The 22,110-nt window shown below is 72.8% G+C and carries 26 protein-coding genes; 16 read left to right on the top strand and 10 right to left on the bottom strand.

The features are described from left to right. Window positions 1-77 precede the first annotated feature (77 nt). On the bottom strand, window positions 78-1,325 hold the full coding sequence (locus tag ACWD1Z_RS13380) for a glycosyltransferase (RefSeq protein ID WP_451118270.1): 1,248 nt from the start codon (window positions 1,323-1,325) through the stop codon (window positions 78-80). Continuing rightward, entirely contained in the window at window positions 1,312-1,569 is a 258-nt protein-coding gene (locus ACWD1Z_RS13375; protein ID WP_451118269.1) for a hypothetical protein, read from the bottom strand. The genes ACWD1Z_RS13380 and ACWD1Z_RS13375 overlap by 14 nt, the downstream gene beginning before the upstream one ends. A gap of 342 nt (window positions 1,570-1,911) precedes the next feature. Here ACWD1Z_RS13375 and ACWD1Z_RS13370 point away from each other — a divergent pair, with 342 nt between their 5' ends. Then, window positions 1,912-2,115, top strand: a complete 204-nt coding sequence (locus ACWD1Z_RS13370; RefSeq protein WP_451118267.1) for a hypothetical protein — start codon at window positions 1,912-1,914, stop codon at window positions 2,113-2,115. A gap of 151 nt (window positions 2,116-2,266) precedes the next feature. On the opposite strand, the gene ACWD1Z_RS13365 is transcribed toward ACWD1Z_RS13370, so the two are convergent. Continuing rightward, window positions 2,267-3,475: a glycosyltransferase gene (locus tag ACWD1Z_RS13365; protein WP_451118470.1), complete on the bottom strand. Its 1,209-nt coding sequence runs from the start codon at window positions 3,473-3,475 to the stop codon at window positions 2,267-2,269. Between the two features lie 77 nt (window positions 3,476-3,552). Further along, window positions 3,553-3,918, bottom strand: a complete 366-nt coding sequence (locus tag ACWD1Z_RS13360; protein ID WP_451118266.1) for a nuclear transport factor 2 family protein — start codon at window positions 3,916-3,918, stop codon at window positions 3,553-3,555. A gap of 168 nt (window positions 3,919-4,086) precedes the next feature. Between ACWD1Z_RS13360 and ACWD1Z_RS13355 the strand changes: the two genes are divergently transcribed. From ACWD1Z_RS13355 to ACWD1Z_RS13330, 6 genes are all read left to right on the top strand, one after another. Further along, window positions 4,087-4,380, top strand: a complete 294-nt coding sequence (locus tag ACWD1Z_RS13355; protein ID WP_451118264.1) for a hypothetical protein — start codon at window positions 4,087-4,089, stop codon at window positions 4,378-4,380. A gap of 72 nt (window positions 4,381-4,452) precedes the next feature. Next, window positions 4,453-5,367 (top strand): DNA-3-methyladenine glycosylase family protein, encoded by a 915-nt coding sequence (locus ACWD1Z_RS13350; protein WP_451118262.1) that lies wholly within the window; start codon window positions 4,453-4,455, stop codon window positions 5,365-5,367. Window positions 5,368-5,468: 101 nt separating this feature from the next. Beyond that, the gene (locus tag ACWD1Z_RS13345; protein WP_451118261.1) at window positions 5,469-6,305 is read left to right on the top strand and encodes an SDR family oxidoreductase; all 837 of its coding nucleotides are present in this window, start codon (window positions 5,469-5,471) and stop codon (window positions 6,303-6,305) included. Window positions 6,306-6,394: 89 nt separating this feature from the next. Beyond that, window positions 6,395-7,480 carry an S-(hydroxymethyl)mycothiol dehydrogenase gene (locus ACWD1Z_RS13340; protein ID WP_451118259.1) on the top strand — a complete coding sequence of 362 codons (1,086 nt, stop codon included), beginning with the start codon at window positions 6,395-6,397 and terminating at the stop codon, window positions 7,478-7,480. Beyond that, window positions 7,480-8,109, top strand: coding sequence for an MBL fold metallo-hydrolase (locus ACWD1Z_RS13335; RefSeq protein ID WP_451118257.1), 630 nt, complete (start codon window positions 7,480-7,482; stop codon window positions 8,107-8,109). The genes ACWD1Z_RS13340 and ACWD1Z_RS13335 overlap by 1 nt, the downstream gene beginning before the upstream one ends. A 91-nt stretch (window positions 8,110-8,200) precedes the next feature. After that, the gene (locus ACWD1Z_RS13330; RefSeq protein WP_451118255.1) at window positions 8,201-9,118 is read left to right on the top strand and encodes an SDR family oxidoreductase; all 918 of its coding nucleotides are present in this window, start codon (window positions 8,201-8,203) and stop codon (window positions 9,116-9,118) included. Here ACWD1Z_RS13330 and ACWD1Z_RS13325 read toward each other — a convergent pair. After that, entirely contained in the window at window positions 9,109-9,657 is a 549-nt protein-coding gene (locus ACWD1Z_RS13325; RefSeq protein ID WP_451118253.1) for a hypothetical protein, read from the bottom strand. The two genes, ACWD1Z_RS13330 and ACWD1Z_RS13325, sit on opposite strands and share 10 nt — an antisense overlap. 49 nt (window positions 9,658-9,706) lie before the next feature. Here ACWD1Z_RS13325 and ACWD1Z_RS13320 point away from each other — a divergent pair, with 49 nt between their 5' ends. The 3 genes from ACWD1Z_RS13320 to ACWD1Z_RS13310 all read left to right on the top strand — a co-directional run bounded on the left by ACWD1Z_RS13320 (window position 9,707) and on the right by ACWD1Z_RS13310 (window position 11,637). Beyond that, entirely contained in the window at window positions 9,707-10,504 is a 798-nt protein-coding gene (locus ACWD1Z_RS13320) for an SDR family NAD(P)-dependent oxidoreductase (RefSeq protein WP_451118252.1), read from the top strand. 142 nt (window positions 10,505-10,646) lie between these two features. Beyond that, window positions 10,647-11,342, top strand: a complete 696-nt coding sequence (locus ACWD1Z_RS13315) for a L,D-transpeptidase (protein ID WP_451118250.1) — start codon at window positions 10,647-10,649, stop codon at window positions 11,340-11,342. 139 nt (window positions 11,343-11,481) lie between these two features. Next, window positions 11,482-11,637 carry a hypothetical protein gene (locus tag ACWD1Z_RS13310; protein ID WP_250071768.1) on the top strand — a complete coding sequence of 52 codons (156 nt, stop codon included), beginning with the start codon at window positions 11,482-11,484 and terminating at the stop codon, window positions 11,635-11,637. Window positions 11,638-11,753: 116 nt separating this feature from the next. On the opposite strand, the gene ACWD1Z_RS13305 is transcribed toward ACWD1Z_RS13310, so the two are convergent. Further along, entirely contained in the window at window positions 11,754-13,127 is a 1,374-nt protein-coding gene (locus ACWD1Z_RS13305) for a S1 family peptidase (RefSeq protein WP_451118248.1), read from the bottom strand. A gap of 139 nt (window positions 13,128-13,266) precedes the next feature. Between ACWD1Z_RS13305 and ACWD1Z_RS13300 the strand changes: the two genes are divergently transcribed. Further along, entirely contained in the window at window positions 13,267-13,653 is a 387-nt protein-coding gene (locus tag ACWD1Z_RS13300; protein ID WP_451118246.1) for a PPOX class F420-dependent oxidoreductase, read from the top strand. A 25-nt stretch (window positions 13,654-13,678) separates the two neighbouring features. Here ACWD1Z_RS13300 and ACWD1Z_RS13295 read toward each other — a convergent pair whose 3' ends face one another. Further along, complete coding sequence (locus tag ACWD1Z_RS13295) at window positions 13,679-14,098, bottom strand: Zn-ribbon domain-containing OB-fold protein (protein ID WP_451118245.1); 420 nt, start codon at window positions 14,096-14,098, stop codon at window positions 13,679-13,681. A gap of 136 nt (window positions 14,099-14,234) precedes the next feature. Continuing rightward, complete coding sequence (locus ACWD1Z_RS13290; protein WP_451118243.1) at window positions 14,235-14,990, bottom strand: TetR family transcriptional regulator; 756 nt, start codon at window positions 14,988-14,990, stop codon at window positions 14,235-14,237. 124 nt (window positions 14,991-15,114) lie between these two features. On the opposite strand from ACWD1Z_RS13290, the gene ACWD1Z_RS13285 reads away from it, so the two are divergent. The 4 genes from ACWD1Z_RS13285 to ACWD1Z_RS13270 all read left to right on the top strand — a co-directional run bounded on the left by ACWD1Z_RS13285 (window position 15,115) and on the right by ACWD1Z_RS13270 (window position 18,184). Further along, window positions 15,115-15,753: a DUF6629 family protein gene (locus ACWD1Z_RS13285; protein ID WP_451118241.1), complete on the top strand. Its 639-nt coding sequence runs from the start codon at window positions 15,115-15,117 to the stop codon at window positions 15,751-15,753. Window positions 15,754-16,395: 642 nt separating this feature from the next. Next, window positions 16,396-17,121 (top strand): hypothetical protein, encoded by a 726-nt coding sequence (locus ACWD1Z_RS13280; RefSeq protein WP_451118240.1) that lies wholly within the window; start codon window positions 16,396-16,398, stop codon window positions 17,119-17,121. Then, the gene (locus ACWD1Z_RS13275) at window positions 17,118-17,405 is read left to right on the top strand and encodes a BON domain-containing protein (RefSeq protein ID WP_451118238.1); all 288 of its coding nucleotides are present in this window, start codon (window positions 17,118-17,120) and stop codon (window positions 17,403-17,405) included. Before ACWD1Z_RS13280 ends, ACWD1Z_RS13275 begins: the two co-directional genes overlap by 4 nt. Then, the gene (locus tag ACWD1Z_RS13270) at window positions 17,402-18,184 is read left to right on the top strand and encodes a metallophosphoesterase family protein (protein ID WP_451118236.1); all 783 of its coding nucleotides are present in this window, start codon (window positions 17,402-17,404) and stop codon (window positions 18,182-18,184) included. The genes ACWD1Z_RS13275 and ACWD1Z_RS13270 overlap by 4 nt, the downstream gene beginning before the upstream one ends. 399 nt (window positions 18,185-18,583) lie before the next feature. On the opposite strand, the gene ACWD1Z_RS13265 is transcribed toward ACWD1Z_RS13270, so the two are convergent. Both ACWD1Z_RS13265 and ACWD1Z_RS13260 read right to left on the bottom strand, forming a co-directional pair. Then, a complete protein-coding gene (locus ACWD1Z_RS13265) occupies window positions 18,584-19,849 on the bottom strand; it encodes an MFS transporter (RefSeq protein WP_451118235.1) in 1,266 nt (421 codons plus the stop codon). A 369-nt stretch (window positions 19,850-20,218) separates the two neighbouring features. Further along, on the bottom strand, window positions 20,219-20,782 hold the full coding sequence (locus ACWD1Z_RS13260; RefSeq protein ID WP_451118233.1) for a hemerythrin domain-containing protein: 564 nt from the start codon (window positions 20,780-20,782) through the stop codon (window positions 20,219-20,221). A gap of 324 nt (window positions 20,783-21,106) precedes the next feature. Between ACWD1Z_RS13260 and ACWD1Z_RS13255 the strand changes: the two genes are divergently transcribed. Then, complete coding sequence (locus tag ACWD1Z_RS13255; RefSeq protein ID WP_451118231.1) at window positions 21,107-22,093, top strand: NAD-dependent epimerase/dehydratase family protein; 987 nt, start codon at window positions 21,107-21,109, stop codon at window positions 22,091-22,093. Window positions 22,094-22,110 lie beyond the last annotated feature (17 nt).

Raw genomic sequence — 22,110 nt, 5'->3', positions numbered from 1 at the left:
GCTGCGGCCGGCGGGGCGGGAGGCGGGATAGCGGCGACCTGGGTTCCTCCCCCGGCCTCGAACGGTGCCTCGCGGTCTCAGCCGCCCGCGATCGGGTTGCCGCCGCTGTCGCGTTGGATGTCCCACGTCACCCGCTTCTTCCGCGGGCCGCGCACGAAGCCCACGGATTCGGCGAACATGGCGGCCAGCGCGTTGAGCGTCCAGTACGCGAGGGGATAGAACGGCTCCAGCAGGTAGGACCTGGCCAGCACCGGGTCGCGGCGCAGGACGATGATCGCGGCCACGGTGAGCTGGATCGTGGACATCACGGCGATGCCCACACCCCAGCTCAGCGTCCACCACATCTCGGTCGCCTCCTGGAGGACGATCATCCGGACGATCTCGTAGAGGGTGGTGCCCAGCAGCGTCAGCACCCACAGGAACGACAGCAGCGCCTCCCCCGCGATCGGCCACAGGCCCAGGTGGCGTGGCTGGAAGACGGTGGTTCCGTGGGTGCGCAGTACCTCGCCCTGTCCTCGTGACCACCGGGCACGCTGTTTCCACAGGCTGCGCACGGTGACCGGGACCTCCATGCCCACCAGGGCATTGGGCTCGAAGCTGGTCCGGTACCCGTGCAGCAGCAGCCGCCAGGTGAGTTCGATGTCCTCGGTCGCCATCCTGGCGTCGTAACCGCCGACAGCCAGCACGGCCTCGCGGCGGAACAGGCCCAGCACTCCGGCGACGGTGCCGACCCGGCCGACCAGCGCGTGGGTGCGGCGCATCAGCCCGATCAGCGACGCCGTCTCCAGTACCTGCATCGCACTGATCAGCTTGCCGCGGTTGGTCACGAGCGGGCAGCCGGCCACGGCGGCGTACCGGCGGGACCGGGAGATCCGCGCGACCAGGTACTTCAGGGCCTGGGGGTGCACATGGGTGTCCGCGTCCGTCACCATCACCAGGTCGTGCCGCGCCCGCCGCATCCCGTCGTTGAGCCGGTCCGCCTTGCCGAGGTTGGTGCCGTCGTCCAGCACCGTCACGCGTGGATCGTCACCGGCCGCCTTCCGTGCCACGGCCACCGTGTCGTCACGGGAACCGTCATTGAGGATCAGCAACTCCAGCACCGGGTAGTCCATGCGGCGCAGGGCCTCGACACAGCGGGAGATCACCAACTCCTCGTTGTACGCCGGTACCAGCACCGTCACCCCGGGCCAGCCGCCGGGCGGGGTCAGGATCCTTTGCCGCTCCTCCAGCAACCGGAAGAGGATTCCCCCGGCGATCCACACGGCGGCGGTGGCCACCGGGTAGAAGACGATGAAGTCGAAGACCAGCAGTTCACCGGGGTTCACGGCGCTCCTCGCGTCGTCTCAGCCACACCCCGCCGAGCAGGACGGTCCACGCGACGGCGAAGGAGACCCCGGCGACGAGGAAGATCTGCTCAAGGATGTGCTGACGCCCCAGGAGCCGCAGCGCAAGCCAGATCGCCACGACCCACATGACGAGAGCGAGAGCGGTCAGCACCAGCGTCCCCTTCAGGGAGACGAGACGCGTGGGCTGGAACCTGATGTCGTAGTGCTCCTGCGCCCGCCCCATGCCGCACTCCGTTCCGTGTGCCGACCGGCCCGCAGCCGGTTCCAGGTAGGCCACCGGATCTGCCGGGGGTGGTCTCCTGACAAGGTAGACAGCCCCTCGCCCGGCGGCGACAGGACCGAGCGATACGGGTGAGACGCCCCGGCCCGCACGGCAGCATCACGCAGGGAGCGCCGTCCCAGAGCCGCACCGCCCCCGGCCGGGCGGGTGAACCGAGGTCGGCAGCCGGGTGCATCTCGAGCGCTGACCCGGGCGGAGCGCACCCGGACGGGTGGAACAGCGTGTGTGGGCGGCGGTGAACGGGGACCACTGGGCTTGACCAAGCACCACCGCGAGAGGAATCCCATGCGTATTCGTTCCGCTTTGGCCGTCATCGCCCTGACCGCCGCCGTGACCGCAACGGGTGCGGCGACCGCCGCGGCCGACGACAACGGCTCCAAGGACCGTGACCACGTCGCGTGCAGCCCGTACTTCGGTACGCTCGAGGCCGAGACCGCCGAGATCAAGTGGGGCGGCGCGGTCTGCCACAACGGCCCGTTCGACATCTGAGCCGGACAGGTCCGACGCTCCGACGGACCGGGGCCCCTCGCCGTGCACGAGGGGCCCCGGTCCGTTCACGCCAACAGCGGGAACTCGCCGCCTGCTCGAGAAGCCTGAGGCCCCGCTCGAGCGCCGCTCTGCGGGCTGAGGCCCCCGCGCCCTACCCCGCCAGCCGTTCCACCGCCGCCAGCACCGGTGCCGTGCCGTCCTCCGCGCGGATCCGTACGCCCAGCGTCCGCGCCCGCTCCCGGTGGCCGGGATCGCGTACGGCCCGGTCGAGGGCCGGGGCCAGGGCGTCCTCCGTCAGGCCGCGCAGCGGCACCGGGCGGGGCGCCACGCCCAGGGCGACCAGCCGCTCCGCCCAGAAGCCCTCGTCGAACTGGACCGGCACCGGCACGGCGGGCACCCCGGCGCGCAGTCCCGCCGCCGTCGTCCCGGCACCCGCGTGATGCACCACGGCGGCCATCCGGGGGAACAGCACGGAGTGCGGCAGCTCGCCGACGGTCAGCATGTCCTCGCCGTCCGCCGCCGCCAGCCCGCCCCAGCCGCGCTGGATCACCCCGCGCAGCCCGGCCCGCCGCAGCGCCCGCACGATCCGGGCGCTGAGCCCGCGAGGGTCGGGCACGGTGGCGCTGCCCAGACCCACGAAGACCGGCGGCTCCCCGGCGCCGAGGAAGTGCTCGACCTCGGCGGGGAGCCGGGTGTCGACGTCGTACGGCCACCAGTAGCCGGTCACCTCCAGTTCCGGCCGCCAGTCGCGGGGGCGGGGCACCACGAGCGGGCTGAAGCCGTGGAGGACCGGCAGGACACCGGCGCCGCCCGTACGCGGCAGCCCCAGCCGGGTCCGCACCGAGGGCACCGTGGACGCGAAGATCCGGTCCATCACCAGGTTCACCCCGTGTCCGGCGACCCGGTTGCCCACGGCGCCCCAGGAACCGCCTCCGAGCACCGGGGGTGCGAACTCCCCGGTGGGAGCGAGCGGTTGGAGGTAGACGCCGATGCCGGGCAGCCGAAGCCCTTCGGCGATCGTCCGCCCGAGCGGCGCGAGCGAGCTGGAGAGCAGCAGGACGTCACTGCGGCGCGCCGCCGCCACCAGATCGTCCGTCATCCTCCCCACCAGCGCCCGCGCCAGCGCGGACACCCGCATCAGCTTCCCCGCACCGGTCGCACTGCGGTGCAGCCCCCGTCCGCGGGCGGACTCCAACTCCGCCCGCGGATCGACGGGCAGCGGATGGAAACCGAGCCCCGACCCGGCCACCAGCCGCTCGAAACAGCCATGGGTGACCAGAGTGACCTCATGTCCCGCCCGGGCCACCGCATGCCCCAGACCGGTGTAGGGCGCCACATCGCCCCGGGACCCCGCCGTCATGATCGCTACGCGCACGGCCGCCAGTATGGCCCAGGGAACCGTCACCGCGTGCTCACGCCGCGGGGCCGCCCGCCCCGTTACTCGTCCCAGGCCTGGATCATCGTCTGCTCGACGATCTTGCCGTCCCGCACGGACGCCATCGACTCGGCGAGCACGCGTACCCCGTCCGCGTACTGGCACGACTCGGTGAAGGCGACGGTGTCGCCCTCGACGACGCACCGCTCCAGCTTGTGGGACATGTCGCGGCTGTAGACGTCCTCCAGCAACTCGCCGATCTCGTCCCGGCCGTGCAGCACCCGGGGACTGCTGGGCTGGGTGTTGCGGTCCACGACGCGCAGTTCGGCGTCGTCCGCGTACAGCGACATGAGCGTGGTCGCCGTGTGTCCCTCGATGCCCCGGCGCAGTGCTTCGGTGTCGAAGCCGGGGCCTGCCGCGCTGCCCATGGTGACCTCCTCGAAGGCCCGCGGCCTCGGGAGCGTGCCGCGAGAGCCTCTCCTTCGAGGCTCCTCCGCCCCGGCGGCCTCGGCAAGCCCAGCCGCGGCGGTCCGCCTGACGGGTGAGCCGCGCCCCGCGGCCGTGTCCGGCGGGGCCCCCGCGGCGTTGCTCCCGACATGATCTCAACACGACGTATCGTCGCCGCCGTCGGTCTGGCCGCCGCTGCCACCGGCTTCGCCGCTCCGCTGGCGAGCGCGGCCGAGGCGGAGGCCCCGCGTGCCGGGCTCAGCCCGACGAGGATGCTGGACTCGCTCACCGTGAGCGACATCCCCGAGGAGTACAAGACGGAGATCCCGCGGCCCTCCGTGCAGCTGAAGCAGCTCAACCGGGTCCGGGACCTGCAGCAGTTGCACCAGGTCACCGGCATGGCCGCCCCGCTCACGGGGCTGCTGCCCGGCATCAGGTCCTGACCCGCCGTACCCCCGAGGGCCGCCCGGACCGCCGGGCGGCCCTCGGCATGTCCTCCCGGAAGGGCGTGAGCCATGCCGCAGCCACCGGACCGGTCGGTGCACTGGCAGCCCGGCTTCCCCGTCGACGCCCGCCTGACCCTGAGCAGCCTGCGCCGGGGCCCGCGCGACCCCACGTACCGGCTGGAGCCCGACGGCACGCTGTGGCGCACCGCGCTGACCGCCTCCGGACCGGTCACCTACCGCATCCGCCAGCACCGCCTGGACGACCTCCGCATCGACGCCTGGGGGCCCGGAGCGGCCGAACTCGCCGACTCCGTGCGCCGCGAACTGGGCGCGGACGACCGGCCCGAGCTGTTCCGGACCGGCCACCCGGTCCTGCGCGGCGCCGTGCGCCGGCTGCCCGGTCTGCGGGTCCCGTGCACCGGACGCCTCTTCGAGGCCCTGGTGCCCGCCGTGCTGGAACAACGCGTCGTCGGCCTGGACGCCTTCGCGTCCTTCGCCCGCCTGGTCCGGCGGTACGGCGATCCGCCGCCCGGCCCCGCCCCCGACGGCATGCGCCTGCCCCCGCCCCCCGAGACCTGGCGGACCGTGCCCAGCTGGGAGTGGCGCCGGGCGGGCGTGGACCTGCACCGGTCCGCCACCCTCGTCGAGGCCGCCCGTCACGCGGCGCGGCTGGAGCGGGCGGCCGGTGACCCGGCACGCGCCTACGACCTGATGGCGAAGCTGCCCGGCGTCGGCGTCTGGACCGCCGCCCAGGTCGGCCACCGGGCCCTGGGCGACGCGGACGCGCTGCCGCTGGGCGACTACCACCTCGCCACCATGACCGGCCTGGCCCTCCTCGGCCGCCCCCTGGCGGACGACGAGGTCGAGACGTTCTACGACCCCTTCCGCCCGCACCGCTACCGCGTCGTCCGCCTCCTCGAACTCAGCCCCGGCACGGCTCCGCGCAGGGGCCCGCGCGCACCCCGTCCCGGGCCGTTCGCCTAGCCGGCCCTCCGGCGAGCGGGCCGCAGCGTGTCATCTCCGTCCGGCCGCACACCTGTCTGATACGGATCGATGGCCCCCTCGCCCCCGCAAGGAGAGTCACCATGGCCCCCACCTACGCCGTCACCGGCGCCTCCGGCCGCCTGGGCGGACGGATCGCCCGCCGCCTGGCCGCCGCCAAGATCCCCCAGACCCTCCTCGTCCGCACCCCCGCCCGCGCCCCCGAACTCCCCCTCGCCACCGCGGTACCCGGCGCCTACGACGACCACGACGCCGTCGCACGCGCCCTGCGCCCCACCGACCGCGTCCTGATGGTCTCCGCCTCGGAGACCCCCGACCGCGTCCGGCAGCACCGCACCTTCATCGACGCCGCCGCGGCCGCCGGGGTCGCCCACCTCGTGTACGTCTCCTTCTACGGCGCCGCCCCCGACGCCACCTTCACCCTGGCCCGCGACCACTGGCACACCGAGCAGCACCTGCGCGCCAGCGGGGTGCCGTTCACCTTCCTGCGGGACAACCTGTACGCCGACTTCATGCCCGCCCTGGTCGGTGAGGACGGCGTCATCCGTGGTCCGGCCGGCGACGGACACGCCGCCGTGGTCGCCCAGGACGACATCGCCGACGCCGCCGTCGCGGTCCTGCGCGACCCGGCCGGACACGTGGGCCGTACCTGGGAACTGACCGGGCCCGAGGCGCTCGGGCTCACCGACATCGCGGCCACGATCGCCGCCGTCACCGGCCGCCCCGTCTCCTACGCGCCGGAGACGGTCGAGGAGGCCTACGCCTCCCGCAAGGGTCACGGCGCCCCGGACTGGCAGCTCGACGCCTGGGTCTCCACCTACACGGCCATCGCCGACGGTTCCCTGGCCGGGGTGACCACCGCGATCGAGGAGCTGACCGGCCACCCCGCCACGTCGCTGGAACAGGTACTGCGGGGCTGAGCCGGATCCCGCGGTCGCGTGCCGTTTCCGATCAGTCACGCGTAGGGTCGGAAAGACGGACACCGCTTGAGGGAAGAGGGGTCGCCACCATGGCTCAGCAGGTACGCGGCGTGATCGCACCGGGCAAGGACGAACCGGTACGGGTGGAGACGATCGTCGTCCCCGACCCCGGTCCCGGCGAGGCCGTCGTACGGATCCAGGCCTGCGGTGTCTGCCACACCGATCTGCACTACAAACAGGGCGGAATCTCCGACGACTTCCCCTTCCTGCTCGGTCACGAGGCCGCGGGCGTGGTCGAGTCGGTCGGCGACGACGTCACCGAGGTCGCACCCGGCGACTTCGTCGTCCTCAACTGGCGTGCGGTGTGCGGGCGTTGCCGGGCCTGTCGACGGGGGCGGCCCTGGTACTGCTTCGACACCCACAACGCCGGGCAGCGGATGACGCTGACCGACGGCACCGAACTCTCCCCGGCTCTCGGCATCGGCGCCTTCGCGGAGAAGACGCTGGTCGCCGCGGGGCAGTGCACCAAGGTGGACCCGGCGGTGTCCCCGCAGGTCGCGGGGTTGCTGGGGTGCGGGGTGATGGCCGGCATCGGGGCCGCGATCAACACCGGGAACGTGGGCCGGGGCGACACGGTCGCGGTCATCGGCTGCGGGGGCGTCGGGGACGCGGCCGTCGCCGGGGCGAACCTGGCCGGCGCCGCGAAGATCATCGCCGTGGACATCGACGACCGCAAACTCGACAAGGCCCGCACCATGGGCGCCACCCACACCGTCAACTCCCGTACCACCGACCCGGTCGAGGCGATCCGCGAACTCACCGGCGGCTTCGGCGCCGACGTCGTCATCGAGGCCGTGGGCCGCCCCGAGACCTACCGGCAGGCCTTCTACGCCCGGGACCTGGCCGGCACGGTCGTCCTGGTCGGCGTCCCCACCCCCGAGATGAAGCTCGAACTCCCGCTCCTCGACGTCTTCGGCCGCGGCGGCGCCCTGAAGTCCTCCTGGTACGGCGACTGCCTGCCCTCCCGGGACTTCCCGATGCTGATCGACCTGCATCTCCAGGGCCGCCTCGACCTGGAGGCGTTCGTGACCGAGACCATCGAACTCACCGATGTGGAGAAGGCGTTCGAGCGGATGCACGAAGGCGACGTCCTGCGCTCGGTGGTGGTGCTGTGATGGCCGCCCGCATCGAACGTCTCGTCACCTCCGGTCAGTTCAGCCTCGACGGCGGCACCTGGGACGTCGACAACAACGTCTGGCTCGTCGGCGACGACCACGAGGTCGTCGTCATCGACGCCGCCCATGACGCCGACGCCATCGCCGAGGCCGTCGGAGACCGCCGGCTGACCGCCATCGTGTGCACGCACGCCCACAACGACCACATCGACGCCGCGCCCGCCCTCGCCGAGCGCACCGGCGCCACCATCTGGCTGCACCCCGACGACCTGCCGCTGTGGAAGCAGACCCACCCCGACCGCGACCCCGACGCCCACCTCCTGGACGGACAGGTCATCGAGGCGGCCGGCGCCGACCTGCGCGTCCTGCACACCCCCGGGCACGCGCCCGGCGCGGTCTGCCTGTACGACCCCGGACTCGGCACCGTCTTCACCGGCGACACCCTCTTCAAGGGCGGCCCCGGCGCCACCGGCCGCTCCTTCTCCCACTTCCCGACGATCATCGACTCGATCCGCGACCGCCTCCTGGCGCTCCCACCCGAGACGAAGGTCCTCACCGGCCACGGCGACCCCACGACGATCGGCGCCGAGGCCCCGCACCTGGAGGAGTGGATCACCCGGGGCCACTGACGGCACAGGTGTGACCCGCCGTAAAAGGTGACAGGAGATGTCCGGCTTGCCGGGGAGGGTGGAAGCAAAGCCGACACACGGAAGGCCGGACATGTCACAGCAGTCACTCAAGGACAAGGTCGCCCTCGTCGCCGGAGCGACCCGCGGGGCGGGGCGGGGCATCGCCGTCGAACTCGGTGCCGCCGGGGCGACCGTCTACGTCACCGGGCGCACCACCCGCGAGCGGCGCTCCGAGTACGACCGCCCGGAGACCATCGAGGACACCGCCGACCTGGTCACCGAGGCGGGCGGCCACGGGATCGCCGTACCCACCGACCATCTCGAACCCGACCGGGTCCGCGCCCTGGTCGAGCGCATCGCGGACGAACAGGGCCGGCTGGACGTGCTCGTCAACGACGTCTGGGGCGGGGAGAACCTCTTCGGCTGGGACACCCCGCTCTGGGAGCACGACCTCGACAAGGGCCTGCGGCTGCTGCGGCTCGCGGTCGAGACCCACGCCATCACCAGCCACCACGCCCTGCCCCTGCTGCTGCGCCACCCCGGCGGCCTGGTCGTGGAGATGACCGACGGCACGGCCGACTACAACCGCGACCGCTACCGCACCTCCTTCTTCTACGACCTCGCCAAGTCCTCCGTCCTGCGCATGGCCTTCTCCCTCGGCCATGAACTCGGCCCGCGCGGCGCCACGGCCCTGGCGCTCACCCCGGGCTGGCTGCGCTCGGAGATGATGCTCGACGCCTTCGGGGTGCGCGAGGACAACTGGCGCGACGCCCTCGACCGTGTCCCGCACTTCGCCATCTCGGAGACCCCGCGCTACGTCGGCCGCGCCGTCGCCGCCCTCGCCGCCGACCCGGGCGTGGCCCGCTTCAACGGCGCGTCCCTCTCCAGCGGCGGCCTGGCCCAGGAGTACGGCTTCACGGACCTGGACGGCAGCCGCCCCGACGCCTGGCGCTACCTGGTCGAGGTCCAGGACCCGGGCAAACCGGCCGACACGACCGGCTACCGCTGAGGCGGCACCGGCTCCGTCACCGGCAGCCGCCAGCGCGCCGAGTGGCCCGGCGGCAGGCCCAGGTCCCGCCGCACCGCCGTGTAGTAGCCCTCACGGCCGGCGCGCTGCCGTACCAGCAGCGCCTGCCACGCGTCCGGATCCCGCTCGCCCTCGCGCACGAACCGTTCCATCTCCATCACCGTCACGACCCAGGCGCGTGCCTTGTCCACCACCTCGACACTGCCCAGCATGAGCAGTGCCTCGCCCGACGGATCCCGTCCGTTGTTCGCCTCGGCCAGCAGGGGCTTGGCCTCCTCCAGCGGGAGGGGGTCGGGGTGTGTGCCGCAGTCCAGCGCGGCGGCGACCCGGTACGTCACCGTGACGGTCTTCTTCACCGACCGGGCGTAGTCGGAGTACACCGCGAGCCGCCGCTCCTCCCACCGCGCCGCCTCCTCCCGCCGGAACCGGGCCTGGTCGCTGCGGACGAGGGCCAGATACGAGCCGAGGGCCCCGATCACCACGCCTATCAGAGCGGGCAGTTGCTGGAGGAAGGCAGACATGGGTGCACGGTATCTGCCGAGTTGATCTCGACGGCATTACGGTGCTGCCATGACCGACACAACACGCTTTGAGGGGTACGCGGTTCTCGTCACCGGCGCCGCCCGCGGCATCGGCGCGGCCACCGCCCGCCGGTTCGCCGCGGAGGGCGCGCGGGTGCTGGTGACCGACGTGGACGAGGAGGAGGCCGAGCGCACGGCGGCCTCGCTGCGGGAGCAGGGCCTTACGGCCAAGGCGTACGTGTGCGACGTGGGGGACCGGGCGTCCGTCGAGTCGGCCGTGGCCCACGCGGTGACGGCCTTCGGCTCCCTGGACGTGCTGGTGAACAACGCCTACGGCTGCACCCCCGACGCGCCCCTCTTCGAGGACGAACCGGACGAGGTGTGGGCCCGCGACCTCGACCTCACCCTGACCGGCGCCTACCGCTGCTGCCGGGCCGCCCTGCCCCACCTGGTGGCCTCCGGCCGCGGCGCGATCGTCACCATCGGGTCCGTCAACGGCATCCAGAGCTTCGGCAACCACGCCTACAGCGCCGCCAAGGCGGGCCTCGGATCCCTCACCCGCACCCTCGCCGGGCACGCGGCGCCCCGGGGAGTCCGCGTCAACCTGGTGGCCCCCGGCACGGTACGCACCACGGCGTGGGCGGGCCGCGAGGACCAGCTCGAAGCGTTCCGCCAGGTGTATCCCCTGGGCCGGGTGGGCGAACCGGAGGACATCGCGTCCGCGGTGACCTTCCTCGCCTCCCGCGACGCCTCCTGGATCACGGGCACGACCCTGGTCGTCGACGGCGGCCTCACGTCGGTCAACACGGGCTTCCGGTCGGCCGTGCCGGCGGACGACCAGGAGTGAGTTCCGCCACCCGCAGGCGCGTCCCGAAGTTCACCGTTTCGTCACAGCCGGGTTCGCCCTACAACCTCCGCGCCCGCGCGCCTGTCTAGCTGGCAGAGATCGCGGGAGAGCGCGATGCACCGGCGAAAGGGAATGGTCGACCATGGGGGACATTCGCAGACGAGCAGCCGTCATCCTCGGTATCACCGCGCTGACGGCACCGCTGACGTTCGCGCTCGGGGCCGCGCCGGCGCAGGCCGCGAGCTGCACCTCGCAGACCGGGCCGTACCAGAAGCAGGTGGAGAAGTTCCTCGGGCTGCCCGTCGACGGCAAGCAGTCCAGCTCCGACTGCAAGGTCATCCAGGCCTTCCAGACCAAGCACGGCATCACGCCGAACGCCGGCTACGCGGGGCCCGTCACCTGGGGTGTGATGGACCTCATGAACAAGCAGAAGGCGGTCGGGAGCACGCCCAACAAGGACGGCAAGTGCCCGGTCAACAAGGGCCGGATCGCCTGCGTCAACCTCACCCTCCAGCTCAGCTGGATCCAGGACGGCGACAAGCTCGTCCACGGCCCCGTGCCGGTGCGTACCGGCCGTGACGGCGACGAGACCCGCACCGGCCTGACGAAGATCTACTGGCGCAACATCGACCACGTCTCGTCCCTCTACAACGTGCCGATGCCCTACGCCCAGTTCTTCGACGGGGGCCAGGCCTTCCACTCGGCCAGTGTCAGCATGTGGAACCCGCCCGGCTCCCGCGGCTGCGTCAACATGACCAAGACCACAGCCCAGAAGTACTGGTCCCTGCTGAAGAAGGGCGACGACGTCTTCGTGTACGGCCGCAAGCCGGGCACCTGAGCCGGTCCAGGGCACAAGCGGGGGAGTGGGGCTTGACGTATGGCCGTGATCGGACGTGATCAGCAACACGGTCCGTTATGTCCGAATTGGGCGTGCTTACTCACATGGCCTTCACCTCCGTGGCCGTATGCTTCACAGCATGTCCACCAGTGTTGAACCCGTTTCCGATCGATCGGCTGACGAGGTCAACGAGGAGATCCGGGCCCTGTGGCGCCGGGCGGGCGGGACACTGAGCGTCGAGGAGCGCGAGGAATACCAGCGACTCGTCCTGGAGTGGGCCGCAGTGGCCCCGTAGCCGGTACACACGGCCGGGCGCTCCCCGAGGACCGCTAAGCCTCGAAGACCCCCTGGGCACCCTGAGACACCACGGGGTGCCCCTTCACTTTTCCCTGCGGCCTTCTCCCGACGGCCTCATCCCCAAGTCGCCGAGTAGTACCGCTGATACGCCTTGCGGTCCTGCTCCGCCCGGAGGAACCGCGTCGCGACCAGGGCCACCAGCGACCCCGCGACGATCAGCAGCCCCGGGCCCACATTGCGCGGATCGGCCAGCCGTGCCAGCAACTGCGCCCCCTCGCCCCCGCCACCGACCGGCGCCGAGGAACCCGGCGTGGCCGCGCCGGGTGCCGCCGCGCCCTGCGGGTCCGACGGCTCCGGCGAGGGTGCCGTGCCCTGCTGCCCCGCGCCCTGGGGGGCCGTGATCAGCTGGACGCCGACCTCGGCCATCGCCTTCGTCACCGGCTGGAAGAAGGTCGTGCCGCCCGAGGCGCAGTCCCCGCTGCCGCCCGAGGTCAGGCCGAGCGCGATGCCCTCCGAGAACATCGGCCCGCCGCTGTCCCCGGGTTCCGCGCACACGTTCGTCTCGATCAGCCCGGTCACCGTGCCCTCGGGGTAGTTCACCGTCGCGTTCAGCGCGGTCACCGTGCCGTCGCGCAGCCCGCTGGTGCTGCCGCTGCGGAACACCCGCTGCCCGACCGACGGCTCACCCGCTCCGGTGATCCGCACCCCCTGACCGTCCCCGATGGCGACCACGTCGGCGCCCGCCCCGGCATCCCCGTCCTCGTACCGCACCAGCGAGAAGTCCGCGCCGGGAAAGTTCTGCCGGACCGTGCTGCCGACCTGGTCCCGGCCGCGGTTGTCGGCGAACCAGACCGAGCCGTTCGGGCCGCAGTGCCCGGCGGTGAGGATGAAGTCCCGCTGCCTGTCGGTGACGTTGAACCCCGCCGAGCAGCGCCCGGCGGTCGACAGGATGGGCAGCGCGCCGTTCAGACGGGTGGTGAAGGTGCCCTCGGTGCGCTCCATGCGGACGAAGGCGCCGATACCGCCCGCCACGTGGGTCAGCTTCGACCAGTCGCCCGCGGAGACGGTGCCGTCGCCGCGTACCACCACCTGGTTGGACCGGTAGTCCAGTGCCCAGGCCGTACCGGGCACCCGGGGCGCGGAACCCAGCGTCCGCGTCGCCGACTTGAGTTCGTTCATGCTGTGCGACACCGTCTTCGGCCGGCCGCCCGCGCGGCGTACCTCGGCGGCGGCCTCCTCGTCGGTCACCGCGACGACCGGCCGCCCGTCGGCGCCGAGCCAGCTGCCCGCCGTACGGGAGCCGCCCAGCCGTTCGACGAGCGCGGCGGCCGTGTCGCCCGCCGACCGCACGGTCGAGCCCTGGGCGGCGGAGGGGCCGGGAGGCTCGCTCGCGACGGCGCGGGTCACCATCGCCGAGCCGAGCAGCAGTCCGCCGACGGCCGCCAGCCGCGTCACTCGCCGGACGATCCGTCGTCGTGCGTGCCTCATGCCTGGCTCCCGAACCCGAGCAGCGCGGTGGCAACACCGCGAGGCACTCCTGGAGTTGAGCGCCCGCACTCCATACGTGGCCGGGAGCGGCCGCGTTCACCGCGCGAGGTCCGTGACGTTGCTGCCTAGACTGCCGCCCATGGACGACACGCCGCTGGAGCGGCTCGGCAAGGGTCAGTACCTGCTGATCACCACCTACCGCAAGAACGGCACCCCCGTCCCCACCCCGGTGTGGGTGGTGCGCGACGGGGACGCCCTCGGGGCGTGGACCGTCGCCGACTCCTGGAAGGTCAAGCGCATCCGGGCCCGCGCCGACGTCCTGGTCGGCCCCTGCGACCTGCGCGGCAAGCCCACCGGCGAGCAGATCCCGGCCACCGCGGAGATCACCGACCGGGACACCGTCGCCCGCTACCGCAAGCTGATCGCCCGCAAGTACGGGATCGTCGGTCGCCTCACCCTGCTCGGCAGCCGGATCCGCAGGGGAGCGGACGGCACGGTCGGCATCCGCGTCACGCTCGCACCGTAGTCACCCTGGGGGGCCTGACCGGCTCTCAGGTCCAGGCGCGGTAGGGCTCGTCGACCAGCTGGAAGACGGGCTCGCCCCGGACCGGGTCCTTCGCCTGCGAGAGCCGGACCCGGTCCCCGCTGTGGATGCCGATCGGGGGGCCCATCACCCGGCCCCGCACCACGAATCCCTCGGCCATCTCGATCAGCGACACATTGCGCGCGGCCGGGCTGTTGCGGTGCACCACCGTGGAGTGCCGCACCGTGCCGGTGCCCTGGCTGCGCTCCGTGCGCAGATCGCTGCCCTGGCAGACCGGACACAGCAGGCGGTGGTACATCGCGGTGCCGCACCAGGTGCAGCGCTGGAACATCATGGCGTCCGAGTCCTGGGCCGCGCCGGTTGCCTCCAGCACGCCGACCGCGGAACCGGCTGTCGGACGAGCAACGCTTCCTGAGTGGTGGTACACGCTGGTCAACTCCCTGCGCTCGGCCGGAAATCCACGCACGCGGGACGGCCGCGCACGCACGTGCCCGGTCGCTGTGCCACCGTGCACGCGGTCAGCGTATGGCACTCAGTGCCACAGGTAAAGGCACTGCGTACCCTCAATCTGCGGTGGTTCCGAGGGTGGTCTCGATCTCCTGGACGATGCGCCACAGGGGCGCGCCGCGGCGCGAGACCACGACCACCACGTCCTCGGGCTGTTCGTCGGCGCGGGGCGCGGACGGGGGTGGGGACGGGGCCGTGGCGCCGAAGGCGGACTGCACATAGCCGAGGGCGTGGTCGACAGTGGCGCTCGCGTCGCTGCGGCCGTCCGAGCGCAGCCAGGAGCGCAGCGCGTTGTTGTGCGCCGCCACCACGGCTGCCGCGATCACATCGGCCTGGAGCGTGCCCTCGCGCCGGGCGGCGAAGCGGGCCCGCAGATACTCGGCGAGCGCGCGCTCGTAGCGCCACACCACCGACAGCTCGTAGGCGCGCAGGCCCGGCACCTGCTTGGTGAGGCGGTAGCGCTGCACGGAGAAGGTCGGGTTCTCCGCGTACATGCGCAGCACCAGCCGGGCCGCGTCGCACACCCGGCCCACCGGCTCGGCGTCCGGCTCGCTGGCGGCCAGGAAGGCCGTCATGTCGGCGAGGCACCGCTCGTGGTCCGGGAAGACCACGTCCTCCTTGGACGGGAAGTACCGGAAGAACGACCGCCGCCCGACCCCGGCCAGCGCCACGATGTCGTCCACCGTGGTCTGCTCGTACCCCCGCTCCAGGAACAGCCGGAACGCCGCCGTGACCAGCGCCTCCCGCATCGGCGGCTTCGCGGCCGCCTGGTCCTTTCCCTCGCGGCCGGGCGCCGCACTGCTGGAGCTCATGGCCCGGAACGTAGCACCTGAGCACGGCGCGCATGGCACTCAGTGCTGCCCGGGAGCGGAACTGAGTGCAATGGGTCTGGACAGGCGAAAATGAAGCCCCTGCCGTCCGACCCCGGGTGGAGCGATGTGCTGGAGCGCGGAGGCCGACCTCGTCGCGGGCGTCGGCATCGCCGCCGTGGGCGTGGCGTGTGTGGCACGGGCGCGCCGCGTCCGGGACCTGCCACTGGCGGCACTGCCGTTGCTGCTGGGCGCCCACCAGATGGTCGAAGCGGCGGTATGGGCCCGGGACGGCGGTACGGGACCTGCCACCGCGCTCTGGGCGGTCATCGCCCTTCCCCTCCTACCGCTGTGGGTGCCGGCGGGCGTCCTCGCCGCCGCGCCCCGCCGGGCCCGGCGGCGGCTGCTCCTGCCGCTGGCCGTCGGCCTCGTGACTACGGCGGCGCTCTCCGTCGCCCTGGCCACGCGCCCGGTCAGGGCGGAGGTCCGCGGCCACACGATCGGCTACGTGGTGGATCTCCCGTACGCCGAAGGAGTGATCGCGGGCTATCTGCTCGCCACCATCGGCTCGCTCCTCCTCTCCGGCGACCGGGGGCTGGTCCGCCTCGGGTACCTGGTGGCCGTGGGGGCGCTGATCTGTGTGGGGCTGTGGCGGACGGAGTTCATCTCCACGTGGTGCGCCGTCGCGGCGGTGTGCTCGGTGGTGCTGTACGGGTGGGTGCGCGGGGGGCGGGGCCGGGGCGGGGTTGCGGGTCCTGTGGCGTGAGGGGCGCCGAAGCGGGTGGCTGGGCGGGGCCGGCCGCATCCCGGCTTGGCGGTAATCCGGGGTGGATGCTGCGGAGTGGGTGGGTGGGTGCGCGGAGGTTGGGGCCCAGGTTGCCGGTTTCTCGGCGTGCATGGCGCCGCGGTCATTGGGATGTGCGGGGCCGGGGCCTGGCTGCTGGTCCTTCGGCGGTGAATGGCGGGGGTACGCGGTGGCGGGCCGGGGCAGCCCGCAGGGGGGCGCATTCCGGCAACTGGTTCCTTGGCGCGCATGCCGCCTGGGTGCGTGGGGCAGGGCCGGGGCGGCCGGACCCTATGGGTGAGTACTGCCGGAGTCGGTGGGTGCGCGGCGGTCGGAGTGCGGTGCCAGTCCCACGGTGTGAGTGCTGCCGGAGTTGGTGGGCGCGTGGCCCTGGGGGTGCGGGGGCGGATCCCACGGTGTGCGTGCGCCGGAGTCGGTGAGTTCGCGGCGGTCGGAGTGCGGAGGCAGGTCCCGCGGTGTGCGTCGCCCGGAGTCGGTCCGGTGTGCGGCTCAAGGACCCCGGCGTGAAGGTCGGCGCAGCCGGGTACTCGGGGCCGCATCCCAGGCAGCACCTGCCCTGACCGGGGGCGATGCCCGGGACCGGCGTACCGCGAGGGAGAGACCATGACGCAGCAGAACGGTGAAAGCCCGACGCCCACCCGGCGGGCGGCGATCCCCGGGTTCCGCCCGGTCGGGGAGGGCGCGCCGCGCGAACCGGCCGCGCAGGAGACCGTACTGCTGCCGGTACACGGTCTGCCGGCCTCCGCCCCGCAGCAACCGCCGCACGACAGAAGCCAGGCCATCCTGGAGGCGACCAAGCAGATCGCGGCGCTGCTCAAACGCGGCGACCACCTGTTCGCCCTGGCCGGAAGCGTGGCCGCCTACGCCCACGGCGCCGGCGCGCGGCTCCGGCACGACGTCGACTTCTGCGTCCGGCGCGAGGACACCGAAGCGGTCACCAGGACGCTGGCCGAAGCCGGTCTGACCGTTCGCACACCGCCCGAGGACTGGCTGATGAAGACCACCTGCCTGGGTCAGGAGGTCGACATCATCTTCGAGCTGGCGCACCGGCCGGTCACGACGGAGATGCTCGGCCGGGCCGAAGAACTCGCGGTCGACTCGGTGCACATGCCGGTGCTCGCCCCGACCGACCTGATGCGGGGCCTGATGGAGGCCTTCTCCGAGCACTACTGCGACTTCGGGTCCGCGCTCGCCGTGGCCCGCGCCCTGCGCGAGAAGGTCCACTGGGAGGACGTACGACGGGACTGCGGGGACGATCCCATGCCCGCGGCGTTCTTCTTCCTCCTGGAGCGCCTGAACGTCATCGAACCCCCGAAGGAGGAGCGATGAACCACCCCCGCACCGAGCCCTCTCCCGGCCCCGGCCGAGCGCACCAGCTGGACTACCGGGTCGCCCACCTCAACGACCACCTCGCGGCCGGCCCCCTCGCCGAACTGGGCGTACGGATCGAGATCCGGGGCGGGGCGGTGCTGCTGACCGGTACGGTCCCCTCCGCCGACTGCCGCGACGAGGTGGTCCGGCTGGCCCGTGAGGAACTGCCGGACTGCCCCGTCCACGCCGACCTGGTGGTCGCGGACGCGTCCGTGCCCGACCACGCGGAGGAGCTCCAGTGATCCGGGTCGCGGCCGTCGGTGACATCCATCTGGGCCCCGAGAGCCACGGCGCTCTGCGGCCCTCCTTCGAGACACTGCCCGAGACCGCCGACGTGCTGCTGCTCGCCGGGGACCTCACCCGGCACGGCACCGTGGCGGAGGCCCGGGTGGTCGCCGGGGAGATCGAGGACCTCGGCGTGCCGGTGGTCGCGGTGCTGGGCAACCACGACCACCACGACGACCGCCCCGAGGAGGTCAGCGCCGTGCTCCGGGACGCGGGCGCGCACGTCCTGGAGGGCGAGTCGACGGTGGTCGCCGTCAATGGCGCGCGGATCGGGGTGGCCGGTACGAAGGGGTTCGGGGGCGGGTTCGTCGGCCGCTGCGCCGGGGAGTTCGGCGAGCCGATCATGAAGGAGTTCGTCCGGTATTCGCGCCGCTGCGCCGACTCCCTGTGCCGGTCCCTGGAAGACCTCGGTGAGCGGGACTGCGACGTACGGGTCGCCCTCACCCACTTCTCGCCGGTGCCGGACACCCTGGCGGGGGAGCCGCCGGAGATCTTCCCCTTCCTCGGCAGCTACCTGCTGGCCGAGGCGATCGACACGGCCGGCGCCGACCTGGCCGTGCACGGACACGCCCACCTGGGCACCGAGCACGGCATGACCAGCGGCGGGGTGAAGGTGCGCAACGTGGCCCAGCCGGTGATCGGCCGGGCCTTCCACGTGTACCACCTGCCGGTGCGCGAGCGGGGCGCTGGTGCGGACGACGACCGGGTCGGAGCGGCGGTGCCGGGGGTGTCTTGAGTGCGCAGATCGCCTGGCTCGGGCGGGGGCTGCCGGGTCGGCCCCGTGGCGCGTGAGGCGGGCCGCCATGCAGGGCAGGCCGAGGCCGGGTGGCGGCGCCCGGGGTGTTTTGAGTGCGCAGGTGGCCTGGCAACGGCCGGGCGGGTTGTCGGGCCGTGGTGCGTGCCCTGCCGGTGCCCGCATGGCCCCGGCCGTGAGTGATGATCGCCCGCAGGTCGCCCGGCTCGGGCGGCGGGCCGCCGCGTCGGCCCCCGTGGTGAGCGGGGGGCCAGTCATGCAGGGCAGGCCGGGGCCCGGTGGCGGCACCGACGGCTTCGTGAGCATGCAGATGGCGTGGCTTGGCCGGGTGGGTTGTCGGCCGTCCGTCGGCTGGCCGGAGAGGAGCGTGGGTGCCAGCGTTCAGGCGGCCGTGCCCAGGGCTTCCTGGGCTCGTAGGTCGCCCGGCTTTGTCGGGAGGATCGTCGGGGAGGGCAGTCGGCGGGTGCGCCTCAGCAGGCCCGCGCCGATCGTGGCCGCGATGATCAGCCCGCCCGCCACCAGCGCCCCGCGCGCTCCGGCCAGCTCCATGAGCAGCCCGAGGGCGGGCGGGCCGCCGAGGCCCCACACCGTGCCGATGCTGCCCCAGACGCCGAGCACGCGTCCGCGCAGGTGGGCGGGCGGGTCGGTTTGCAGGACGGCGGTTCCGGCGGTGTCGGAGACGGACTCCACGACGGCCATCGGCAGGACGAGAATCAGCAGTACCACCAGTGACGGGGACAGGCCCGCCGCCGCCTGGAGCAGACCGCCCGCGGCGGCCAGGGTGCCCACCAGCCGCACCGAGGGCCGGCGCAGCCGGGCCCCGAGCACCGCGCCGAGGATGCCGCCGACGGCGAGGACCGTGGAGACCGTGCCGAAGGCACCCGCACCGCCCGCGAGCGGCCCGGTGACCAGCACGGCCAGGGTGAGGCCGTAGTTGCGGCCGAAGACCGAGCTGAGCCCGGTGACGGCGGCGAGGGCGACCAGGCGGGGCCGGCGGGCGAAGAAGAGCAGGCCCTGGCGCACGGTCAGGTCGGTTTCGGCCGTCCCGCCCCGCACCTCGGGGGAGGGGGCCGGGGTCCGGTCGGCGTGGCGTACCGCGCCGGGGGCCGGGCGCAGGAACGGGATGACCGTGGCCACGAAGAGGAACGACAGACCGTTCGCGGCGTACGCGGCGGCCGTGCCGAGGAAGGCGACCGTCACCCCGGCCAGGGCGGTGCCCACGAGCCGGCCCGCGTTGTGCACCAGCGCGCCGACGCCGATGGCGGAGGGCACGTCCTCCACCGGCACGAGGTCGTTGCCCAGCAGGGCGCACGCCGGTCCGTCGACCGTGGCAATCATGCCGGTCACCGCGGCCAGCACCATCAGCGTGGTCATGTCGAGCCGGTCCAGGGCCACCAGCGCCGCGGTGGTGAAGGCGACCGCGCCGAGCAGCGCCTGGCTCACGGAGGCGGTCAGCTTCAGCGGCCAGCGGTCCACGAGCCTGCCGCCCAGCAGGCTCATGAACAGGGCGGGCGCGGCCTGCACGGACATCGAAAGACCCGTGGCCGCGGCGGAGCCGGTGATCTGCAGGACGAGCAGGTTCTGCACCGTCAGCTGCATCCAGGTGCCGGCGTTGGACAGGAAGTTGGCGACGGACCACCAGCGCATGGCGCGGTACCGCAGCGAGCGCCACGGCGAGCGGGAGGCTTTGGGCGCAGGGGAGGTCAGGGCGGGGGAGGCAGACACAGTGCGGTACTCGAACCAGGGGTCGGGGGAGGACCTGGGGAACGGAGTCACCGGCTGCGTTGCACGGTTTGTTCCACCGAATCGGTCACGGCGCGGACCATCGTGACAGACGCGGTCCCCGAGACGACCGGCCCGAGCCCCGCCGTCCGGCCCACCGGGGGCTGTCTGCGCAGGTGGGGGCCGCTGTCAGGGGTTCGAGTGCGGTTGCTCACAGCACGCTGAGCGGGCCCGTCGCCCCGAAGGCGTACGGGCCCGCTCAGCGGTTCGGCGGCACAGTGGGCCGCGCGGGAGTCAGTCCGTCTTGCCGCGTCCGCTCAGCGCGTCGCGCAGCCGGTCGACCAGGCCGACACCGGGCGCCAGCAGCTTGTTGGCGGGCGGCTTGTCCGGAGCGGAGGGGTGCGGGCGGGTGGGGGCCGTCTTCTTCGCCTGGCGGACCTTGTCGCCGAGCTCGTCCAGGGCCTCGGCGGGGCACGTCGCGCGCAGCTGCGGGAAGAGGTTCTCCTCCTCGTCCGCGATGTGGGCGCGGATCTCGGTCATGAGCATGCCGATCAGCCGGTCGAACTCGTGGTCGCCCGGGTCGCAGCTCTCCAGGTCCTTCATGATCTGTTCGGCCTTGGCGTGGTCCTCGAGCTCCTGGTCGGCCAGTGCGTCGCCGCCCACGAGGTGTTCCCGCACGGCGGGGTAGAGGTAGGCCTCCTCGGCCACCGAGTGCCGCACCAGCTCCATCGTGACCTGATCCGCGTACACCTTGCGGTTCTTGTCCCCGGGGGGCAGCGCCTCGATCTTGCCGAAGAGCTCCTCGACCTCCCCGTGATCGGTCATCAGCTCCTCGATCACGTTTCCACCGTGACCCATGTCCTTCACCTCCTGCCTGAGACGGCGGCCCGGTCGGACGCGCCGCGGGCTCCGAGTGCCCGCCCGCGGAGGGATCACACAGGAGTCGCGCTCATCCGGCTCACCCCGCACAGTAGGAATCAACATGTGAAACCAACTGTTCCCGGAAGACCGGAAGACCGACAGCCCAGCTTCATCCGGTGACCTGTTCTTTCACCCCTGACAACAGCTCGGAACAGCTCTCCGACGCCTTCGGTGGCTTTCCGCATCACTCCTGTGCCGCGCCGAACGGTGTGTGCCGGGGCCTGCCGCCCCCCGCCGTCGCGCGCGGACGAAGGACACTCCATGACTGCAATCTCGTCGTGTGCATGGCGGCGTGCCCTGGTGACCGGCGGCGCCGGATTCCTCGGCAGCCATCTGTGTGAACGCCTGCTGGATTCAGAGGTCGAAGTCGACTGCGCCGACAACCTCTGCTCCGGGACGCGCGAGAACATCGCCCATCTGGCGGACCGGCGCGGATTCCGCTTCGTCGAGTGCGACGTCTCCGCCCCCGACGCCCCCCGGCTGCTGTCCGGGCCGTACGACCTCGTCCTGCACTTCGCCTGCCCCGCCTCCCCGGCCGACTACCTCCGGCTGCCCCTGCAGACCCTCGACGTCGGCAGCCTGGGCACCCGCAACATGCTGGCCGTGACGGAGCGGGACGGCGCCCGCTTCCTGCTCGCCTCCACCTCCGAGGTGTACGGCGACCCGCTGGCCCACCCGCAGCGCGAGGACTACTGGGGCAACGTCAACCCGGTCGGCCCGCGCAGCGTGTACGACGAGTCCAAGCGGTTCGCCGAGGCGCTGGTCACCGCCCACGCCGGGACCAAGGGCACCGACGCGGGCATCGTGCGCCTGTTCAACACGTACGGGCCCCGGATGCGGGCGCACGACGGGCGTGCCGTGCCCACCTTCGTCACTCAGGCCCTGGCCGGTGAACCGCTGACGGTGGCCGGCGACGGCCGGCAGACCCGGTCCCTGTGCTACGTCGACGACACCGTCGACGGGATCCTGCTGGTCGCGGCGAGCCATTCGGTGCGGCCCGTCAACATCGGCGGCAGCGACGAGGTGACCGTCCGCGAGATCGCCGACCGGGTGGTCGAGCTGACCGGATCCTCCTCGCGGATCGTGTACGTCGACCGCCCCACCGACGACCCGCAGCGCCGCCGCCCCGACACCACCCTCGCGCGCGAACTGCTGGGCTGGTCGCCCCGCGTGCCGTGGGAGGAGGGCATCAAGCAGACCATCGCCCACTTCGCCGCGGCGCAGCCGGCCGGCGACCGGGTCCCGTAGCGCGGGACCGCCCGCTC

The organism is Streptomyces sp. NPDC002784, assembly GCF_053592135.1.
Note: the sequence above shows the minus strand (reverse complement) of the source record. Positions and strands in the feature narration are given on the sequence as shown.

Excerpts from the sequence above, each read along its gene's own strand:
- ACWD1Z_RS13290 (WP_451118243.1), bottom strand. The coding sequence starts at position 14,990 with ATGAGCTCCAGCAGTGCGGCGCCCGGCCGCGAGGGAAAGGACCAGGCG.
- ACWD1Z_RS13305 (WP_451118248.1), bottom strand. The coding sequence starts at position 13,127 with ATGAGGCACGCACGACGACGGATCGTCCGGCGAGTGACGCGGCTGGCG.
- ACWD1Z_RS13355 (WP_451118264.1), top strand. The coding sequence starts at position 4,087 with ATGATCTCAACACGACGTATCGTCGCCGCCGTCGGTCTGGCCGCCGCT.
- ACWD1Z_RS13285 (WP_451118241.1), top strand. The coding sequence starts at position 15,115 with ATGTGCTGGAGCGCGGAGGCCGACCTCGTCGCGGGCGTCGGCATCGCC.
- ACWD1Z_RS13370 (WP_451118267.1), top strand. The coding sequence starts at position 1,912 with ATGCGTATTCGTTCCGCTTTGGCCGTCATCGCCCTGACCGCCGCCGTG.
- ACWD1Z_RS13315 (WP_451118250.1), top strand. The coding sequence starts at position 10,647 with ATGGGGGACATTCGCAGACGAGCAGCCGTCATCCTCGGTATCACCGCG.
- ACWD1Z_RS13345 (WP_451118261.1), top strand. The coding sequence starts at position 5,469 with ATGGCCCCCACCTACGCCGTCACCGGCGCCTCCGGCCGCCTGGGCGGA.
- ACWD1Z_RS13350 (WP_451118262.1), top strand. The coding sequence starts at position 4,453 with ATGCCGCAGCCACCGGACCGGTCGGTGCACTGGCAGCCCGGCTTCCCC.
- ACWD1Z_RS13330 (WP_451118255.1), top strand. The coding sequence starts at position 8,201 with ATGTCACAGCAGTCACTCAAGGACAAGGTCGCCCTCGTCGCCGGAGCG.
- ACWD1Z_RS13310 (WP_250071768.1), top strand. The coding sequence starts at position 11,482 with ATGTCCACCAGTGTTGAACCCGTTTCCGATCGATCGGCTGACGAGGTC.
- ACWD1Z_RS13365 (WP_451118470.1), bottom strand. The coding sequence starts at position 3,475 with ATGACGGCGGGGTCCCGGGGCGATGTGGCGCCCTACACCGGTCTGGGG.
- ACWD1Z_RS13275 (WP_451118238.1), top strand. The coding sequence starts at position 17,118 with ATGAACCACCCCCGCACCGAGCCCTCTCCCGGCCCCGGCCGAGCGCAC.
- ACWD1Z_RS13255 (WP_451118231.1), top strand. The coding sequence starts at position 21,107 with ATGACTGCAATCTCGTCGTGTGCATGGCGGCGTGCCCTGGTGACCGGC.
- ACWD1Z_RS13260 (WP_451118233.1), bottom strand. The coding sequence starts at position 20,782 with ATGGGTCACGGTGGAAACGTGATCGAGGAGCTGATGACCGATCACGGG.
- ACWD1Z_RS13375 (WP_451118269.1), bottom strand. The coding sequence starts at position 1,569 with ATGGGGCGGGCGCAGGAGCACTACGACATCAGGTTCCAGCCCACGCGT.
- ACWD1Z_RS13360 (WP_451118266.1), bottom strand. The coding sequence starts at position 3,918 with ATGGGCAGCGCGGCAGGCCCCGGCTTCGACACCGAAGCACTGCGCCGG.
- ACWD1Z_RS13320 (WP_451118252.1), top strand. The coding sequence starts at position 9,707 with ATGACCGACACAACACGCTTTGAGGGGTACGCGGTTCTCGTCACCGGC.
- ACWD1Z_RS13300 (WP_451118246.1), top strand. The coding sequence starts at position 13,267 with ATGGACGACACGCCGCTGGAGCGGCTCGGCAAGGGTCAGTACCTGCTG.
- ACWD1Z_RS13340 (WP_451118259.1), top strand. The coding sequence starts at position 6,395 with ATGGCTCAGCAGGTACGCGGCGTGATCGCACCGGGCAAGGACGAACCG.
- ACWD1Z_RS13325 (WP_451118253.1), bottom strand. The coding sequence starts at position 9,657 with ATGTCTGCCTTCCTCCAGCAACTGCCCGCTCTGATAGGCGTGGTGATC.
- ACWD1Z_RS13335 (WP_451118257.1), top strand. The coding sequence starts at position 7,480 with ATGGCCGCCCGCATCGAACGTCTCGTCACCTCCGGTCAGTTCAGCCTC.
- ACWD1Z_RS13265 (WP_451118235.1), bottom strand. The coding sequence starts at position 19,849 with ATGCGCTGGTGGTCCGTCGCCAACTTCCTGTCCAACGCCGGCACCTGG.
- ACWD1Z_RS13280 (WP_451118240.1), top strand. The coding sequence starts at position 16,396 with ATGACGCAGCAGAACGGTGAAAGCCCGACGCCCACCCGGCGGGCGGCG.